The organism is Butyricimonas faecalis (genome assembly GCF_003991565.1).
GTDB classification, from domain to species: domain Bacteria; phylum Bacteroidota; class Bacteroidia; order Bacteroidales; family Marinifilaceae; genus Butyricimonas; species Butyricimonas faecalis.
The window spans coordinates 1,697,054-1,716,173 of the sequence record NZ_CP032819.1; the positions used below are offsets into that span (position 1 = coordinate 1,697,054).

Below are 19,120 nucleotides of genomic sequence, written 5' to 3' on the forward strand. Positions count from 1 at the left end.
TAATTTTAATACTTTACATCAAACGAAAGGACGACGAAATTCGAAGTTATTTTTCCTTCATACCTGCAATGCTTCGTACAGGACCTCAATCGGATGCAACGCCTGTTTTCCCGTACCATCCTTTATTTGTTGCCGACAACTCGTTCCAGAAGCCGAAATACAAACATTCTCCCCCGCATCTCTCACCGCTGGAAACAACACCTGTTCCCCGATTTTCATGGACAACTCATAATGCTTTTTCTCATACCCGAAAGCTCCGGCCATCCCACAACATCCGGAAGGGATGACTTCCACGCTATAATTCACGGGTAAAGACAACATCTCCCGAGAAGGTTCCACGGAAGCCAACGATTTTTGGTGACAATGCCCATGCAAGATAATTTTCAACGGCTGACGGGTAAATTGTTCTGCCCGTATCCTTCCGGCACGCATCTCTCGGGTAAAAAATTCGTCGTACAACAAGCAATTCTTTCCTAACTTCACGGCTTCTTCCTTCAAATCATCCCCGACCAAATCCGGATACTCGTCCCGGAATGACAAGATGCATGAAGGCTCGATGCCCACCAATGGGATACGCTCTGAAACCGCGTCTTTCAGCAGCAGTACATTCTTTCGGGCCACCTTTTTCGCCACTTTTAACATGCCTTTCGAGATGGCCGTTCGCCCACTCTCCACGTGTTTTGGAATACAGACTTCATATCCCAACCGATCCAGTAATTTGATCATCTTTATCCCGATCTCCACGTCCATGTAATTCGTAAACTCATCGGCAAAAAGAAACACTTTCCCCACGGTTGTTCCCTTATTCTTCCACCGGTAACGCCCCAACCAATGTTTCAACGTGGTTTTATAAAGAGTAGGAATTGCCCGCTCCGGTGCAAAATGCAATATGCGTTTCAATATTCCACCTGTCACCCGGTTTCGAACGACGGCATTATACAGCCACGGGAAAATCGAACCCAAACGCTGAATTTCAGTCAAACGGGCAATTAAATAAGCCTTCATTGGCATGCCGCACACGTCATAATGCTGCTGCAAGAACTCTGCTTTAAAACGAGCGATATCCACGTTAGAAGGACATTCTGATTTACAGGCCTTACATGAAACACAGGTATCCAATACCTCTAAAATCTCCCGTTGATCATATATTTTTTTCGTTCTTGGACGAGCCAGCAACTCCCGTAATGTATTCGCCCGGGCGCGTGTCGTATGGCTCTCTTCCCTCGTGGCCCGAAAACTCGGGCACATTGTTCCACCAAAAGCATACGATTTCCGACAATCTCCCGAACCGTTACATTGCTCAATAGCACACAACCAACCTTTTTCTTTCGAAAAATCAAAATACGTGTGACACGTCACGTTCGAATCCCCGACCTCATACCGAAGCGAGGTATCCATCGGGGGTGTGTTCACGATCTTCCGAGCGTTAAAAACGCCTTCCGGGTCCCAACAGACTTTAGTTTCCTGCATCAAACCGTACACCTTTTCCCCGAATAACAAGGGAATAAACTCTCCCCGTAACCGTCCGTCACCATGCTCCCCACTCAACGATCCGCAATGTTTCTTCACTAGCTTGGCTGTTTCTTCGGCCACACGCCGGAATAACACCCTATCTTTTTCCTCCTTCAAATTCAACACGGGGCGTAGATGCAACTCACCGGTACCGATATGTGCATGATACACGCACGTTAACCCCAACCGTTCTAACATTTTCCCGAAATCTTTCATGTAAGCAGGTAAGCGTTCCGGCGCCACGGCTGTATCCTCGATCACGGAAACGGGCTTCGCATTCCCCGGCATCCCGGACAACAGTCCTAACCCGGCTTTCCGCAAGCTCCATACCCGGTTAATATCACTCCCGTATATTCGCGGGAAATGATACCCATAGCAGTGCATTCTCATATCCGCCTCGATCCGATCTGCCACCCGATCGACCTCCTCCCTACTGTCCAATGCCAACTCAACAATCAAGATCGCGGCAGGATCACCCTGAATGAAAAAACGATTCTTGTTCTGTGCTATATTTCCTTTACTTAATTCCAAAATATTTTGATCCATCAACTCGATCGCCACCGGATGATGTCTCAACGCAACCAGATTTCCCTCGAATGCCTCCTCCAATGTCCTGCAATGTACACAAATTACCGCCTTCTCTTTGGGTGGCAACGGGACAAGATTCAATTTCAACTCGGTTACAAACGCCAAAGTTCCTTCCGATCCGGCCAACAACTTGCACAAGTTAAACTTATCTTCACGAGTAGCATCAAAATAATTTGAGTATAACAACTGATCTATAGCGTATCCGGAATTTCTTCTTCGCAATGCCGGATCGGGAAAATGTTGAACAATCTCCTCTCCATTCTTTTCCAGCATCTCCACGGCACACTTGTATATCTTTCCCTCCAACGAGTCGCATGTCATCTTGTCTAACACTTCTTTTTTCTCCAGCCCTTTCAGCACAACCTCCTCGCCATTACTCAAAATAACTTTTGCTTCCAAAAGGTGATCCCGCGTACTCCCGTACACCAAAGAATGAGAACCACACGAATTATTCCCCACCATTCCTCCCAGACAGCAACGATTAGACGTAGAGGTTTCCGGTCCAAAGAACAGTCCCAATGATTTTACCCGCATATTCAATTCATCCAACACCACCCCCGGTTCAACCCGAACCCAATGTTCCTCTTCATTTATCTCTAACACGCGATTCATATACCGGGACACATCAACGACCACCCCATTCCCCACAACCTGCCCGGCCAAAGAAGTTCCAGCAGCCCGGGGAATCAATGTAATCCCATTTTCCCTCGCAAACCCGATACACGCCTTCACATCCGAGGCATCCCGAGGATATACAACGGCCAACGGCATCTCCCGGTAAGCTGATGCATCTGTTGCATAAATCATTTGGTGAAGGGAGTCCGTCATCACATCCCCCTTTATATTTCGTGTTAATTGCTCAAAATCAATCATTTTCAATTACCATCAAATGTTTCACCCCGCACACCAATTCCCCTCATGTTACAAAGGTAAAAAACTTCCCACAAAAAGAGGTATGCCAATACATTTTGACATACCTCCTATAATAGGACAACCAGATTTCCGGTCACGAGTTTACTCTTTTATAAACCGTCTTAGTTTATCATTTCCAAAAACATCAGCCACGAAAGGTAATGCCAAGACCGTACCAACTCCGGCAAAACCACCCAAGAAGGTAAACAACACGCAGATTAATCCGCGCTTCGGCTTAGAGCGTTCCATCGGGACAACAACCGGCTCCACGATCGTCAGAATCGGGGTAGTTTCATTCACGGCAATCTTAGCCTGTTCCATCTGTTTTGCCAATTCGGAATACACGCTATAAGCAAGATTATACTCGTTCGTCAAAGCCTCTTCCTGAGTTTTTGCCACTGCAGAAGAAAAACTTTTGTTTGCATCTCTGAAACGAGCCAAACTATCCTGCATTTTCTCGTAACGCTTTTTCGCGGCATCATACTGTTGTTCCACGAAGGTCAAGTTTGACTTCACCTTTTCAATCTTGAAATCCGTAATATACGTCTGCAGCAGTTCTTGTGCCCGTTCCGCCAGTTGAGCTACAGCCAATGGTTCTCCCAAAGATGCAGACAGTTGTACATAACCATCTTTATCATTTACGTTCAAAGAAATCATCTTATTCAACATCTCGGCCATCTTTTTCTCATCCTTTGAGAGAGACTGTATCGCACTTCCTTTTCCCGCGGAAATCCGAGTTGTATCTTCTCCCCGAATCGCACTCATGATTACCCCCGGTAACCCAACCGTGTATTTTACAATCGCATGACCCAAACTAAATTTTTGGTATTCATCTTTTGTATAATAATCCAATAGCGTAATCGGTTGAGCGTATCCTTCAAACTTTAAAGGTGTTACCATCAAATCTTTCTTGAAAGGAATACTTGCCACAATTTTAGGATAAATTGTCGGAGATAAAACCTCACCTCCCGAAGCACCCCCCAAATTAATCCCAACCATGGAGGCCAATCCACTCAGATTGCCACCCACTTTTTTATCTCCAGATTGAGGGACCATCGTGCATCCGGCAGTATATTCTTTCGGACTAAATAGGGCCACCAATACCCCTAACACCATGAACACGACGGTAATTTTCAGTATCAGTTTCCGGTTTTTCCACAATTTCCGAACCACCTCAACCAAATCAATCTCTTCTTCCTGTGGCATCTGATTTGCCTGCTTTACTTCCTGTTCCATACTATTTCGTGTTGTTAAGAATTGCAGTAACCATTGCCGCTATCGAAGTCGTTGATGATGTCAGACTTAAAATTTCCGGTAATCCCAGCCGATTCCTGTTCATGGATTTCAACGGAACGATAATCTCGCTTCCCGGCTCGATTTTTGTCCGATTTCCCTTGCAAACAGCGAGTGTCCCGTTCGGGTACAACACGTAAGCCTTTCCTTTTTTTGCATCGACACTATATCCTCCCGCGTTCTCTATGTAATCCTTGTATTTCATTTTTTTAATGTAAGTCACGGCATTAGGATACATCACCGCTCCACTGATCTTAACGGTATTCACGTAATTCGACACTTGCAATATATCTCCTTCCCGAAGCACCAAATCGGATTCCCCTCCCGGATTCTCTAACGCATCCTTCAAGTCAATACCGACATAATATACCTGTTCAAACACCATGCTATCAATAACAACGGAATCGCGCTTGGAATGCTTTGCCAACTGCATCGCAGATTTCACTCTATCCAACTCGTCCGAATTCATACGACGCAACAAGCGTGCCCCTTTCACGTAAGCCTTCGAAGTCACACCACCAGCCCGTTTCACGAGATCCGAAAGACGATCATTCGATGAACGTTTGGCATACACACCCGGGTAAAGTACCTCACCCCTCACCACCACGTTCTGTTGTTCGCTGTATCCCGGAGAACGACGGACATAAATCTCATCAAACGGCTCAAGAGTAAATTCGGGATCGCCCTCTACAACCAAACCATTCTTCAAGGCAAATGTAAATAATTCTGCCTCTTCCGGAGCTTCCTCCGTACTATTAGGAGCCTTGATTCTCCGAGCGACATCCACGCGTACCATGGATGCCGATTCCAACAAACCTCCCGCTTGAAGAACGGCATCTTCCAATGTCATGTTATCCACGAAAGGATATTTTCGAGGGTTCTTTACCTCTCCCCGAATATCAATCACGTAATCACCCCGTAATTCCGTTGCAGAAGGCACATACAAGCGGTCATTTTTCTTTAAAAGAATATCATCTATCTCACCTCTTAGTAGTTTTCCCAAATCGACAGCAAGCATTTCTTTCGTCAAATCCTCTTTTTCCCGGTACAAAATAGTTCTGTTCAAGAAGGCATCTTCCCGCGGTCCCTCCACCAGGTTAATCAAATCTTTCACGGTCTTTATGGAACTATTTATCGCGTAATTTCCCGGACGATATACAGCTCCATCCACGGTTACCCGATTTTCATATCGACTAATGATCGGATCAATCATAATGGAGTCTCCATCTGCTAAGATAAAATCGGCAAAATCTGCATTGTTTACAGTATATATTTGAAATTCGGAATCGCCCTTACGGCTCACATTCACATTCTTCTTGTACGCATCACTCGCAAATCCTCCCGCGTACTCCAACAATTGAGTCAAACTTTCTTCACCCTTCATTTCGTAACGCATCGGACGTTTCACTTTACCAACCACGGTAACAATCTTTTCATACGTACCCACGTTAATCAAATCACCATCTTGCAACGTGATGTCAAAACTATTATTACCATTCATGATATAGTCATAGACATCCACGTGCTTAAAGGCTTTTCCATTCCGGTATAACACAACATCCCGCAAAGTCCCCACGTTATTCACACCTCCTGCCGCATACAACGCGTGAAACACCGTTGCCAAAGAGGGCAACATATACGTTCCGGGCATGACGATCTCTCCCATCACGTTTACTTGAATACTTCGAATTTGTCCCAACGACACTTTCAGGAATGTTGATGGATTTTCTGAGGCTAAATCCGAGTATATACGACTAAACATCGCCTTCAAATAAGATGATGCTTCTTGTATCCGTTTTCCATTCAAATAAATCGGTCCGATATTCGACACGTTTATATTTCCCTCCGGGGAAATCACCTGGCGAACGGTTAGTTCCGAATTTCCCCATATATCAATGATCACCTCATCCCCCGGTCCTAACACGTAATTCTCCGGCGTAGGGATATTCAAACTCGGCTCGAAGGTTAAATTCTTATTATTAAACAAATTCCGTCCAAAAATGCTATGTTTATCCCCTTCGGTAACTAACACCACATCCCGATTTCCCAACGAAATAGTTTCGATACGTTCTCTATTTCCCTGTGCCAAACCACCTTGCTTCCCCGCATTTTCTCGCTCGTAATTCTCCTTGATTCTCAACACCTGCTCTTTCGTGACACCTTTTTGCGATAACATCAAAATAATCTCGTCTTGACTTTTTCCTTGAGCCTGTGCGGACTTCACTGCTTCAACGACTTGTGCATCGGTCATCTGCGCCCAAGCGATTCCCGTGATGCCAAGCATAAGTACAATAAATATTAAAAATCTCATATTACTTTTTTTGAATGTTTTTATGCAACCATCCCATACGTCCATCACGATTGAATCTCTAAATCAATCGTGATGGACGTATATGCCGGATCGGTCACAAAGATACGGTATTAATTGAAAATCAAAAATCAAACATTGAATTTTATTATCGTTTCCAGCCTAATATGTCCCGATAAAACTTGCACTTATCCCCTTAACGCATAAAATTTACGCCTCAAAGGCAAATAAACGACCAACAACACGACCAATGCAATCATGAAATACATCAGCGTACGCTCGGGTGCATACACCAACACCAACAAATACCCCACATTAACAATCGCCTGCACTCCCATGTAAATCAAAGAAACTGATAAATGGGGAAATTTTCCCTCGTTAGCCAACAATTGATACAAATGTTTCCGGTGGGGTTGACCAATATTTTCTTTTAACAAGATACGATGTATAATCGTCAACACCCCATCTATCCCGTAAACAGCTAAAAATATTAATACCGAGACGTGTCCGGTAGGTATTATAAAGTTCCCCAACAAAAAGAGGATAATAAAAGCCATTGATATAGCCCCCACATCCCCGGAAAAACATTTGGCACGAGAACGGAAATTATAAAAATTAAATACAAACAACGAAAGTATTATCACAGGAATAAACCCCGTCGGCGCTATTGGGAGAATCCAAGCATCGATTCCCCATAACGCCAACATGGCAACCAGGCTATATCCTCCGGTAATACCGTTAATACCATCCATGAAATTATAAATGTTGAGTATGGCCAATCCGAAGAACAAAGCCACAACCACGAAAAATAAAGTCTCAACCACGTATCCACACGAGACTTCGTGGACACCCAACTGTAAGAGAAGCAATAACAGAGAAAAGGTTTGGACCAAAAGACGGATCTTGGCAGAAAGCGGGTGCATATCATCAATAAAACTCACCAAAGCCACCAATGTCAACCCACACAAAAACCAAGGTGCGAAAAAATCAAAGATCAATCCATACACGAGTACCCCTAAATAAAAAATCACCCCACCTCCTCGTAGGGTAATCGCATGATGAGAACTCCTTGCATTAGGAATATCCAAAATATTATACCGCTTGGCTATCTTAAAATAAATGTTCTCCAGCACGAAAAGCAGCAAGAGAACAAATCCATAGATCCAATTTATCATTTCTGTTGCTTAAACGATTCAACCATCTCACGTATTCCATCCTCCAAAGTATAACGAGGCTCATAACCGATAGCACTCAATGCTAACTGACGATCAATAACCACATCTCCCCAGAGTTTCTGATACAGATCAGGACGAACCTTCTCTACCAGCTTCAAAAATATGGAAGGAGAAGGCAAATTTATCGTGTGTACCCCTAATTGACGAGAAATTTCCTCGATCACGTTACGCGTAGAATAAGGAACTTTATCCGTCGGATAGAATACTCCTTCAACCTCTTTCTCCACTGCTAAATGAATAAATTCAACCAGATTTTTCACATTAATAAAATCACGACTATTCCGGGCAGAACCAAAAGGTAGCGGAATATGTTTATTTACCAAACGAATCAAACGCAACATATTACCCGGAGCCATACCTCCCCCATAAGCCATCGGAGGACGAATAATCGCAGTTTTAAACTCCCGATCGCTCATTGCCACTAACTCTTTATCTGCTTTAAGTTTAGAACTTCCGTAATAAGTCTGTGGTCTTTCCGGGGTTGTCTCAGAAATTCGACTGGCACAACCAAAGACCGCTATTGTACTCATCTGTACGAACTGACGTACTCCAGCCTGTTTTGCTTTCTGTGCTAACAAACAAGCCATCCGATAATTCACGTCATCATAAAGCTCTTGATCTTTTACCTCGGGACGATGCACAATAGCCGCAAAATTTATTACCGCATCAAATCCTGAAAATGCCTCAACAGGCATATCTCGAAATGCTTTCACAACGATCTCCTTCTCGTATCCTGTCGGTCTACGACTGTAACACGTGATAGAATCCGTTGATACATATTTATTTATAAATTGCCCAGCAATAAAACTATCTCCTCCAATAATCAATATTTTCTTCATTCCTTGATCCATTTAAAACGGCATAAACTTCTAGCTTTCCCATATACATGGGATATCATTATTATTTCATCTTAGCGTGTTTAAAAATAGGATACGCTCTCTCCTTTTATCCTCCCCTCTTTTACGTCGTATAGACCTCAGATGTTTTATTAGTTCTCATATATACCAATAATAGTGTTGTGTGTGTTGTTTTTAATCAAGATGTAAAAGTACATCAATGGTTGCGTCATAAAATGATGTTTTTTGTTTTTAACAAACTATTAACAAATACATGTATCACAAATACATATATACACAATATAATCAAACAATTACACCTCCACCAATGTCTATTAATTCAAATTACACACATACTATTTACATTTATTTTTATATTTATTATCCATTCATAAATGTTCGATACCAATACAGCTATATTAAATTCATCTCTACATCCAAAATTCTTCCTATATTTGTCACACATAAAAGGCTCCAATCTTTTCACTCAAATTTCTAGAACAATGAATGAACAAAAATACAAAATCGTAACATGTGCAAGTTTCGGAAATACAGGTTCTGGAATTGTTACAGATTATCTATTAGAATTTCCATCTATTCATAATCCAGGAGATTATGAATTCCGTTTTTTACAAGATTATGGTGGAGTATCAACCCTAGAAGATGCTTTGCTACACAATCAACATAGAATGAACACGGATATTGCGATACGAGATTTTATTCATTATATCGAATATCAATCTGGAGATTTATTAGCAAAACATTACGAGAAATTCTTCAAAGGTGCTTTCAAAAAAATAAGTTATGAATTTATCAATAAACTTATAGATGTTGAATGGCCCGGTTACTGGGAGCATCATCAAATTATTGCCCCAAAAACGAAACGATTGTTTATGTATAAGTTATACCCAAGAATTCGACGACTTCTAGGCGGTAATCGCAAATATATAGCCCGTTATCTCCCGAAATCTCCGATGTATTTCTCCAATCCAGAACCAGAATATTTTTATCAATGTGTAAAAGAATACATGGAATCTCTTTGTGAGTCTCTTGATCCTCAACACAAATTTGATTTTATATATTTCGACCAATTGCTTCCTCCAACAAATGTGAATCGTTATTTCAATTATTGCAACAACTTAAAGGTAGTTATCGTTGACAGAGATCCTAGAGATCACTATATCGATAATTATTTTTATTGGAGAGAGGGATGGATCCCTTTAGATTTAGATAAATATATTGCCCTTTATAGAGGTATTCGTAAAAAACTTATATTTGAACCGGAAAATTCAAATATACTGAGAATAAAATTTGAAGATGCCATTTATCACTATGACGAATTTGCAGAACAAGTCAATGCATTTCTTGGTTTAAAAAAAGAAGATCACCTTTTTCCAAAACGCAACTTTGATCCTGCAATATCGATAAAAAACACTTGTTTATGGAAACGTTATCCCGTTCCTCAAAGTGTTTTAGAAAAAATAGAAAGAGAGTTACCTGAATTTTGTTATCCATTCGAAAGATCTTAATACCCAAGGTTCTTTCATGCAATTATGTATAACCCTACTAAAAAGTAGATTCAATTATTTTCAGAACGTTCAAAATAAAAATATATGCAAGCAATTATTCTGGCAGCGGGAATGGGGAAAAGACTAGGAGAACTAACCCAAAATAACACGAAATGCATGGTTAAAGTTAACGGTATTACTTTAATCGATCGCTTAATGACTCAACTCTCCGAATTGAGTTTAAAAAAAATCATCATCGTCATTGGGTATCAAGGAGAAAAACTACGTTCTTATTTAGGTGATAATTATTTAAACACAAAAATAGAATACATCTACAATCCTATATACGATAAGACCAACAATATATATTCACTTGCATTAGCCAAAGAATCATTACAAGAAGATGATTCTCTTCTAATTGAATCTGATTTAATATTTGATAATTCACTATTCCGAAAAATAATTGACAACCCATATCCTGATATTGCATTGGTAGATAAATACGAATCTTGGATGGATGGCACAATGGTCACGCTGGATGAAGAAAATAATATTGAAAATTTTGTTTCCAAAAAAGCATTTAAATATTCAGATGCACATAATTATTACAAAACTGTCAATATCTACAAATTCAGTAAAGAGTTCTCAAAACACAAATATGTTCCCTTTCTAGACGCTTATTGCAAAGCTTTAGGACACAATGAATATTATGAACAAGTCCTAAAAGTCATCTCTCGTCTAGACGACACTCATTTAAAAGCATTACCATTAAATGGGGAAAAATGGTATGAAATTGATGACATACAAGATTTAGACATTGCAGAAACAATTTTCGCTACTAAGAAAGACCAATTAATAAAATATCAATCTAGATACGGTGGATATTGGAGATTTCCATCATTATTAGACTTTTGTTATTTAGTAAACCCATACTTTCCTCCTAAAAAAATGAAAGAAGAATTAAAAGCCAATTTTGACATATTATTGACCGAATATCCTTCTGGCATGAAAATAAATTCTTTACTTGCAGGGAAATACTTTGGTATAAAAAGTGATTACGTATGTATTGGAAACGGTGCTGCAGAACTAATAAAAAGTCTAATAGAGAAATTACATGGGAAAATTGGAGTTATATTCCCCACGTTCGAAGAATATCCCAATAGGAAAAAACAAGAAGAACTCGTTACCTACATTCCAGATAATCGTGATTTTTCTTATACCGCAAAGGACATTATGAATTATTTCGCAGAAAAAGACATTCAGACATTACTATTAATAAATCCAGATAATCCTTCTGGCAATTTTGTTCCAATGAAAGAGGTGCTAGAACTAGCCGAATGGACAAAGAAAAAGAATATTCGATTTATAGTAGACGAGTCTTTTGTTGATTTTTCCGAAGGTTATCCCAACAATTCATTACTACATAATAAAACATTAGATGACTATAATCATTTAGTTGTAATAAAAAGTATTTCAAAATCTTACGGAGTTCCAGGACTTAGATTAGGAATACTAGCATCTAGTGATAAAGCATTAATTGCATGGATAAAAAAAGATATTTCCATTTGGAATATCAACTCGTTTGCAGAATTCTATATGCAAATTTTCGGTAAATACGAGCAAGACTATTCAAATGCTTGCTCAAAATTTATCGCTGAAAGGAAACGTTTTTTATCTGAGCTACAACAAATAGATTTTTTACGTATCATCCCATCGCAAGCTAATTACTTTCTATGTGAAATTATAAAACAATACACATCAAGAGAATTAACTAGATTATTATTAAAACATTACAATATACTAATCAAAGATTGTAGCACTAAATCAGCTTTTAATTCATCCAACTATATCCGTATTGCCATTCGAGACACGAATGATAACAACGCATTAGTAAATGCCTTAAAAGAACTTCAAGCAATATAAACAAATTTGATTTCTTGCTAAATAGGCAAATTATAATCTATATTTGTATTCAAAGTAAACATACAAAAATGAAACAAAATATGAGCACACAATTACAAATGAACAATTTAACTAATTTGATTTCGGTCCTTGTACAAAAGAAAAAAATTATATTTTTTACAATAGGAATTTTTATTATAATTGGAATCGGAACATTTTTCAAGATGAAAACACCTCCTTCTTATTCTGCACAATGTTCCACCTTAGTCTTATTCAATAATATAAATAATGACAAAGGAGTAGTTATTCAAAATAATTTCGGGTTAGATAAAAAAGAAAATATTCTTCCATTACGACTATATCCACAAATTGCACAAAGTATCCCATTTTTAGTTCAATTAATAGATTCAAATTCTATTACAGATTCAACTCTACTGCGATCTGAAGAACTAGAAAATATAATACCGATTAAAAATAATTTCAAAATATCTGTTGATGAAGCCAATCAAACCGTTTTCATTGAAGCAAACATGCCAACCCCTATAGAAGCCGCTCGCCTAGCACTAAAAATACAGCAAACCCTCTGCAATTATTTAATAAATTGGTATTCAAAACAACAAGAACTTGCTATTGTATTATTACAAAACAACATAAATGAAGTATTAGAAAAAATCATTCAAAAACAACAAGAGCTACAAAAATTAAACTTCACAAAGGCAAAAAAACAACATTCTGTTTCAACTCCCGATCTAATAAGATTAGAAACTGAATATCAAACACTCATCACGCTAAATACAACGCTAACCAAACAATTACAACAAAAAAAATTAACTCAACAAAACCTATCAACCTATATCACCACAATAGATCCTGTTATTATACCAAATTCTCCAACTAATTCTCCTAGAAGTATAATTTTTTACATAGCAGTATTTGGATTATTAGGAATACTTGTCAGTTTATATATTGTAATTATTCACCCAATCATCAATTCTTGGAGTAATAAAAATGATTAAAGAAACATATAAGATTTTAGCCCTCACAAAATGTCATTTATAAGTAATTCTATAAAAGAACAATTCAAAAAACGCAAATATTTCTTCGAATCTTTATTTTGGGGGACTTTAGCTGGTATTCTCAGCCAAGGTTTAAATTTCATTGCTAATATTCTCATCGCTAGAATATTAGGAAAACAATTACTGGGAGAATACACGCTATTTATTTCCGCAAACGCAGGCTTACATACTTTTGGTGTTATTGGGCTCAATGTCATTGCCACTGTTCTAGTTGCCAAATATCTCCATGATAAAGGAAAAATAGGAAGACTGATCCCTGCTATTTATATTATTGTATGTAGTGCTTCTCTGATTGTTTCTTTTGTCGGAATAATTCTTCAGTATTTACCTGTTGAGTTTAAAATATGGGAAACTTCCTCCATACTTACCCTTATTGCTGCAATAATTTGGTTCCTAACAAGTGCTTTAGACTTAGTACAAATTGCAATCTTATTAGGCTTTAAAGCATTCAAAGATGTCGCAAAAGTTAGCCTTTTAAAAGGAATTATTTCCATAGCAATTACTTATACTTTAGTTGCAAAACATGGTGTACAAGGCGGAGTTTTGGGAAATTCAATTAGTTTCATTTTAAGTTTAATCTGTAATTATTACTTCATTAGAAAAAATTGTCAGAAATATACAATCACACTAACTTGGAAACTCTCTAACTCTGTTTATTCTGAAATTTTCAAATTATCAATTCCTATTTTTAGCGCCGCAATATTTGTTGCACCAGCACAATGGTATGCAAATTATATTATTTATAATACACAAGGAGGAGAAAATGCTTTAAGTATATTTGCTATCGCCTATCAATGGTTAGTCTTAATCCAATTTTTCCCAACTCAAATATCACGAGTAGCATTACCATGGCTCACTTCAATGCAAGAAACAAGAGATTACAAAAATACCGAAAAACTTGGTTTATATTTTAGCCTTGGAATCGCCACTGTAATCGTAATCTTATCACTTATTTTTTCACATTTTATTATAGAAGATTTATATCACTTTGAATATATAACATCCCATGTCGTGTTTAAAATCATTTTATTCACAGGATTATTATCAACTATAAATTTATACCTTGGTCAAACAATTATTGCCCACGGAGAAACCTGGATAAGAACAATTGCCGATGCAGCAATCGCCATAACTTTAATTATTACTGTCCATATAATTAATCAGCATGAAGTTATTTATGCTTTACCAATAAGTTATTTTTTTTCATTTTTAATGGGAACTATTGTTCTCTGTATATTTAAATATAAACTTAAAATATAATACAATGAATTCTATTTGTACTGTTTTATGTTTCTGCCTATTTGTCTTTTTTCAAATAATTTCAGGTCATTTTCTTGCAATAGAGTCTGGCGTTGTATGTTTCTATTTACTTGTTTCCAACCTCAGTTATCATAAGTTCAACATTAATTTCAAATATTTATTTGCACCTCAAAACTTTGCTTTTATTATATTTTTCTTTCGACTTTACATTATACCTTGTATTGCTATATTTTACGGTTATCCAAGTGTCGGAGGATATAATGAAGACTTCACACAAGAAACGATACTTCAAAGTTATATCATCTTACTCTTCATGTATATATCCTTTATAAGCGGTTGGACATATTTTCAATTAAAGCCTAGAAATAACGTATATAAATACAAAATAAATCACAAGAAAATTTATATTGTATCCTCTATTTTTCTTTTATTTGGAATATTCTCATTAATTATATATTTTAGAGATATAAACACCTATCTTTCAAACATTTATTTATCCGAAACAGAAGAAATTATTGGTTTTAAAAATAAAATTATTCAGTTATGTTCTATTTGGGCTAAATTTTTCCTTCCTTTTGCTATATTGGGATATTTAACACTTATCTGTTTTAATAACAAAAACATCGTCTTCAAATTTTGTATACTTTTTTTATCTGCCATATTGATATTATTCTTTTCTCTAAATAGTAATAGACAAAGTATGGTATACCCCTTACTAACTTTATTTGCCGCATTTACTCCGAAAATCATAAAAATCAAGCCTATTCCAGCAATATTGTGTGGTATTATTTGCCTATATTTTCTAATCGCCTTTGCAGATATACGTACATCACCTAATGCTTCTACAACAGCATACTCCATACAAACACAAGAACTAGCTAAAACAGTTGAACTATATGCAGGAGGAGCACACATGATCACTCCAGTCATTGAGAATAATGAGTTCAAATGCACAATCATCAATTCATTTTTCCATAGCCTTCCTGCTATCGGAAAACTATTTAGAGATCATTCTGGTTTGACTATTTACAATCAACTATATTTCGGATTTAGTAGAAGAAGCGATCTCGTTTTTCATACACAATCTGAATGTTACATGAATGGTGGATATATCTTGGTTATACTCTTTTTTATCTTAATAGGATATTTTTATGCCTATTTAAATCATATATATATACATAGCATGGACTCTCAATTGCTCTTTCGTGCAGCAATTTTTTATATTGCCATATTATTTAATTCATCCATTTTACAAAGTTTCCAAGTAATGGGACAATTCTTATTTTACAATGCAATTCCTGCTTTAATTATTCTATTTTTGTATCGGAAAAACATCAGATAAATTTCTCATGAAAAAGATATTAATTATTCCTTTCACAATATCAACAGGAGGGGGGTCCGAAAAGGTTCTATATACCTTAATAGAAGAGCTTTCTAAACATTATCAAATAGATTTGATCGAACGTTTAGAATGTTCTACCCACTCATATCAACTACCCGACAATGTGCGCAAATTAAAATCGATGTCATTTACAGATAAATATTTACAGATTCACAATGGTAATAGATTTTGGGGACATATTCATCGTATATTACTATCTTTAATGATATTTATTTTTCCCAAATGGGTATATAAATATTATATTCATTCACGGCATTATGATTTTGAAATTTCTTTCAATTATTTATATACATCATATTTAGTTGCACATAGTCCTAATTCTTCTTCAAAAAAAATCATGTGGTTCCATGGTTCCATTTATGATCTTGAATGGAAAAACTATCATGGTATAAAACGATATATCTATAAAGCCCTTTTCAAAATGCAAAAAAATGCATTAAAAAAAGCTGATCATATTGTTCCCATCTCCATAAATACAAAGAAATCAATTGAAAAATTATTCCCATTCAGTCATCCAAAAATCACAATGATTAACAATGGATACAATTTTAACCACATCGAAATATTATCAAAAGAACCTGTTTCTATTCCCAAAAGAAAAAAATATCGTCTTATATCAATTGGTAGACTTGACCAAAATAAAAATGTCATGCTCCAACTAGAAGCATTATCCATCTTGAAAAAAAACAATTCACAAATAGAATTAATTATCATTGGAGAAGGAAATGAAAGAAATAATCTCACAAACTATATAAATAACAACCAATTAACAGAGGATGTAATTCTAACCGGATTTTTACCTAATCCTTATCCTCTTTTAAAAACATCTGATTGTTTATTAGTTTCCTCCTACTCTGAAGGATTTCCCACTGTAATTGTTGAAGCCCTGTATCTAGGAATTCCTGTTGTAACAACACCCGTAGGAGGGACAGAAGAACTTATTCAAGAAGGGGGAAATGGCTATATTTCTGACTATTCACCAAAAATATATGCAAAAAGAATTAATGATATTCTTTCAAATCCTATAAAAAAATCAACAATACATAAGGGTATCGCAGATTTAACTGTCGAAGAATGGACAAAAAAAATTCAAACAACGCTACTAAAATAAAGTATATGAAGATCTCTGTTATCATACCTTGCTATAACTCGGAACAAAATATTATACAAGTACTTTTGTCCATATTTTCCCAAACCCTAGCCGTCCACGAAGTAATAGTAATTGACGATGGTTCTACAGATCAATCTTATCAATTAATCTTAAACTTCAAAGAACAACACAACATCACGAATTTAAAACTCGTTAAACAAACAAATGCAGGTCCCGCTGCCGCTAGAAATCATGGCATCACTCTAGCCAAAGGAGATTGGATTGCATTTCTTGATAGTGATGACATATGGGATACTTCTAAAATTGAAATACAACAAAAATATTTATTACAAAACCCCAACATTGTTCTTCTAGGAGAATCTCTCAAAAAAATAAAACAGCACAAATTATACAAACTATCAGTTTTAACCAATTACTTCTCAAAAACTACTTTATAACATCCTCTGTACTCGTAAGGAAAGATATTCTACCAAATCCACCATTTGACTTTAACAAGAAATATTCAGAGGATTACAAACTTTGGTTAGAAATATGTCACCAACATTCATGTGCAATTTTAAATATACCATTAGTAAAATATTCTCAAAATAGTAACAATATCAACAATTCATCCCAAAACTTATCTTCCAAATTATGGAAAATGGAAAAAGGAGAATTAGAAAATTTACAATACTGCTATCAAAAAAGATATATTAATTTTCTCTATTGGATTATTTTATCCGCTTTTTCTCTTGTAAAATATTTACGCCGATTAATATTGAAATATATAAAATAAGATGCGAATTGTCCATATTATAACACGTTCGACCCTGGGAGGGGCACAATCTGTTGTTATCAATTTAGCAAATCAACAATCAACAGATAATGAAGTATTCGTCATTTCCGGTTCCGATGGTAACGCATGGGAAGCATTGCATCCTAACGTATGTATCATCAAAATTAAACAACTAAAACGAGCTATTTCTCTTTTAGACTTCATAGTTATATTCAAGTTATTATATTATCGCTTTCATTTAAAACCAGATATTATTCATCTACATTCTTCTAAAATTGGAATTTTAGGACGTCTATGCTTCCCCAAAAGGAAAATTGTATATACAGTACATGGCTTTGACACGATACGTATTGCTAACAAGTCTTTTTTATGGCTTGAAAAATTACTAAAAAAACGAGCAGCACAGATCGTTGCGGTAAGTCGTTATGATTTCGAAAATTTAAAAAAAGAACATATCCAAAAAAATATATGTTATATATATAATGGAATCGAAGATAACACATTACAAACAGAAGGTATTTCTGCCCCAATCGCACAAAAAATTCAAAATTTAAAAAAACAATATGACAAACTTATTTTGTGTATTGCAAGAACAGAACCACCTAAAAGACTAGACCTATTCCTTGATATTGCCGAGCAATTACCTAATTTTGCGTTTATCTGGATTGGCAATACTAGTGATATTCAATGTAAACATTCGTCTAATACGTATTTTTTAGGTAGTGTCATAAACGCATCTTTATATATTCGATACTCAGATTTGTTCATTTTACCTTCTAATTTCGAAGGGCTTCCAATTTCTATTATAGAAGCATTATCCTATAGTAAACCAGTCATAGCATCAAATGTTGGCGGTATTAAAGAACTACTATCTACTGGAGCAGGTTTTACAGTTCAAAATTCATCACAAGCATTTAAAGAAACAATACTTCAATTAACCACTAATCCTCAACTATACTCTCAATTATCCACACAAGCAAGATGTACATTTTTAGCCGATTTCACCGTGAAAAAAATGGCTGATACATACAAACAATTATATCAAAAAATATATAAAAGAAACAACGGTCGATGTGCAAATTTTTGATTCATCTTTTTTCAAAACAAATAGGGATATTGCTTCTTTTTGTGTTTTTACAGAAAAATGGACAATAAATCCTATTGGTCTTTTGGAGAACATCAGTACTGCAATTATAGATACATCTCTTTTGTTATGTGCATTTATACCCCTCATCAGCAGGAGTAAAAACATGTCTATTTTCTTACTTATATTCATTGATATATTCACATTAGCAAATATTTGGTATAGTCGAAACTTTCATGCGTATATTTCGATATCTTTATATTGTGAATTCAATAACTTACACGGTTTGAAAAATAATATTATCGACAGTATGAAAGT

Annotated in this window: 13 protein-coding genes; 7 read left to right on the forward strand and 6 right to left on the reverse strand. The window is 36.3% G+C overall.

All coding sequences use genetic code 11. The features are described from left to right. Positions 1 to 57: 57 nt before the first annotated feature. The 5 genes from D8S85_RS07660 to D8S85_RS07680 all read right to left on the reverse strand — a co-directional run bounded on the left by D8S85_RS07660 (position 58) and on the right by D8S85_RS07680 (position 8,687). Complete coding sequence (locus tag D8S85_RS07660) at positions 58 to 2,973, reverse strand: FAD-binding and (Fe-S)-binding domain-containing protein (RefSeq protein WP_181951149.1); 2,916 nt, start codon at positions 2,971 to 2,973, stop codon at positions 58 to 60. 141 nt (positions 2,974 to 3,114) lie between these two features. Next, positions 3,115 to 4,248 carry a Wzz/FepE/Etk N-terminal domain-containing protein gene (locus D8S85_RS07665; RefSeq protein ID WP_127074947.1) on the reverse strand — a complete coding sequence of 378 codons (1,134 nt, stop codon included), beginning with the start codon at positions 4,246 to 4,248 and terminating at the stop codon, positions 3,115 to 3,117. Between the two features lies 1 nt (position 4,249). Then, entirely contained in the window at positions 4,250 to 6,616 is a 2,367-nt protein-coding gene (locus D8S85_RS07670) for an SLBB domain-containing protein (protein ID WP_106625013.1), read from the reverse strand. 185 nt (positions 6,617 to 6,801) lie between these two features. Further along, on the reverse strand, positions 6,802 to 7,788 hold the full coding sequence (locus tag D8S85_RS07675; protein WP_127074948.1) for an MraY family glycosyltransferase: 987 nt from the start codon (positions 7,786 to 7,788) through the stop codon (positions 6,802 to 6,804). Then, a complete protein-coding gene (locus D8S85_RS07680; protein WP_158641522.1) occupies positions 7,785 to 8,687 on the reverse strand; it encodes an NAD-dependent epimerase/dehydratase family protein in 903 nt (300 codons plus the stop codon). The genes D8S85_RS07675 and D8S85_RS07680 overlap by 4 nt, the downstream gene beginning before the upstream one ends. A gap of 500 nt (positions 8,688 to 9,187) precedes the next feature. Here D8S85_RS07680 and D8S85_RS07685 point away from each other — a divergent pair, with 500 nt between their 5' ends. From D8S85_RS07685 to D8S85_RS07700, 4 genes are all read left to right on the forward strand, one after another. Then, positions 9,188 to 10,213 (forward strand): hypothetical protein, encoded by a 1,026-nt coding sequence (locus D8S85_RS07685; protein WP_127074949.1) that lies wholly within the window; start codon positions 9,188 to 9,190, stop codon positions 10,211 to 10,213. An 84-nt stretch (positions 10,214 to 10,297) separates the two neighbouring features. Beyond that, on the forward strand, positions 10,298 to 12,115 hold the full coding sequence (locus D8S85_RS07690) for an aminotransferase class I/II-fold pyridoxal phosphate-dependent enzyme (RefSeq protein WP_106480194.1): 1,818 nt from the start codon (positions 10,298 to 10,300) through the stop codon (positions 12,113 to 12,115). Between the two features lie 80 nt (positions 12,116 to 12,195). Further along, positions 12,196 to 13,110: a GumC domain-containing protein gene (locus tag D8S85_RS07695; RefSeq protein WP_158641523.1), complete on the forward strand. Its 915-nt coding sequence runs from the start codon at positions 12,196 to 12,198 to the stop codon at positions 13,108 to 13,110. Positions 13,111 to 13,140: 30 nt separating this feature from the next. Next, the gene (locus tag D8S85_RS07700) at positions 13,141 to 14,430 is read left to right on the forward strand and encodes an oligosaccharide flippase family protein (RefSeq protein WP_106480196.1); all 1,290 of its coding nucleotides are present in this window, start codon (positions 13,141 to 13,143) and stop codon (positions 14,428 to 14,430) included. Between the two features lie 537 nt (positions 14,431 to 14,967). Here D8S85_RS07700 and D8S85_RS07705 read toward each other — a convergent pair. After that, positions 14,968 to 15,360 carry a hypothetical protein gene (locus D8S85_RS07705; protein WP_127074950.1) on the reverse strand — a complete coding sequence of 131 codons (393 nt, stop codon included), beginning with the start codon at positions 15,358 to 15,360 and terminating at the stop codon, positions 14,968 to 14,970. Between the two features lie 419 nt (positions 15,361 to 15,779). Here D8S85_RS07705 and D8S85_RS07710 point away from each other — a divergent pair, with 419 nt between their 5' ends. The 3 genes from D8S85_RS07710 (at position 15,780) to D8S85_RS07720 (ending at position 18,805) form a co-directional block, all read left to right on the forward strand. Then, positions 15,780 to 16,943, forward strand: coding sequence for a glycosyltransferase (locus tag D8S85_RS07710; protein WP_127074951.1), 1,164 nt, complete (start codon positions 15,780 to 15,782; stop codon positions 16,941 to 16,943). Positions 16,944 to 16,948: 5 nt separating this feature from the next. Then, positions 16,949 to 17,380 carry a glycosyltransferase family 2 protein gene (locus tag D8S85_RS07715; protein ID WP_172726484.1) on the forward strand — a complete coding sequence of 144 codons (432 nt, stop codon included), beginning with the start codon at positions 16,949 to 16,951 and terminating at the stop codon, positions 17,378 to 17,380. A gap of 339 nt (positions 17,381 to 17,719) precedes the next feature. Continuing rightward, positions 17,720 to 18,805 carry a glycosyltransferase gene (locus D8S85_RS07720; protein WP_106480200.1) on the forward strand — a complete coding sequence of 362 codons (1,086 nt, stop codon included), beginning with the start codon at positions 17,720 to 17,722 and terminating at the stop codon, positions 18,803 to 18,805. The last annotated feature ends 315 nt before the right edge of the window (positions 18,806 to 19,120 follow it).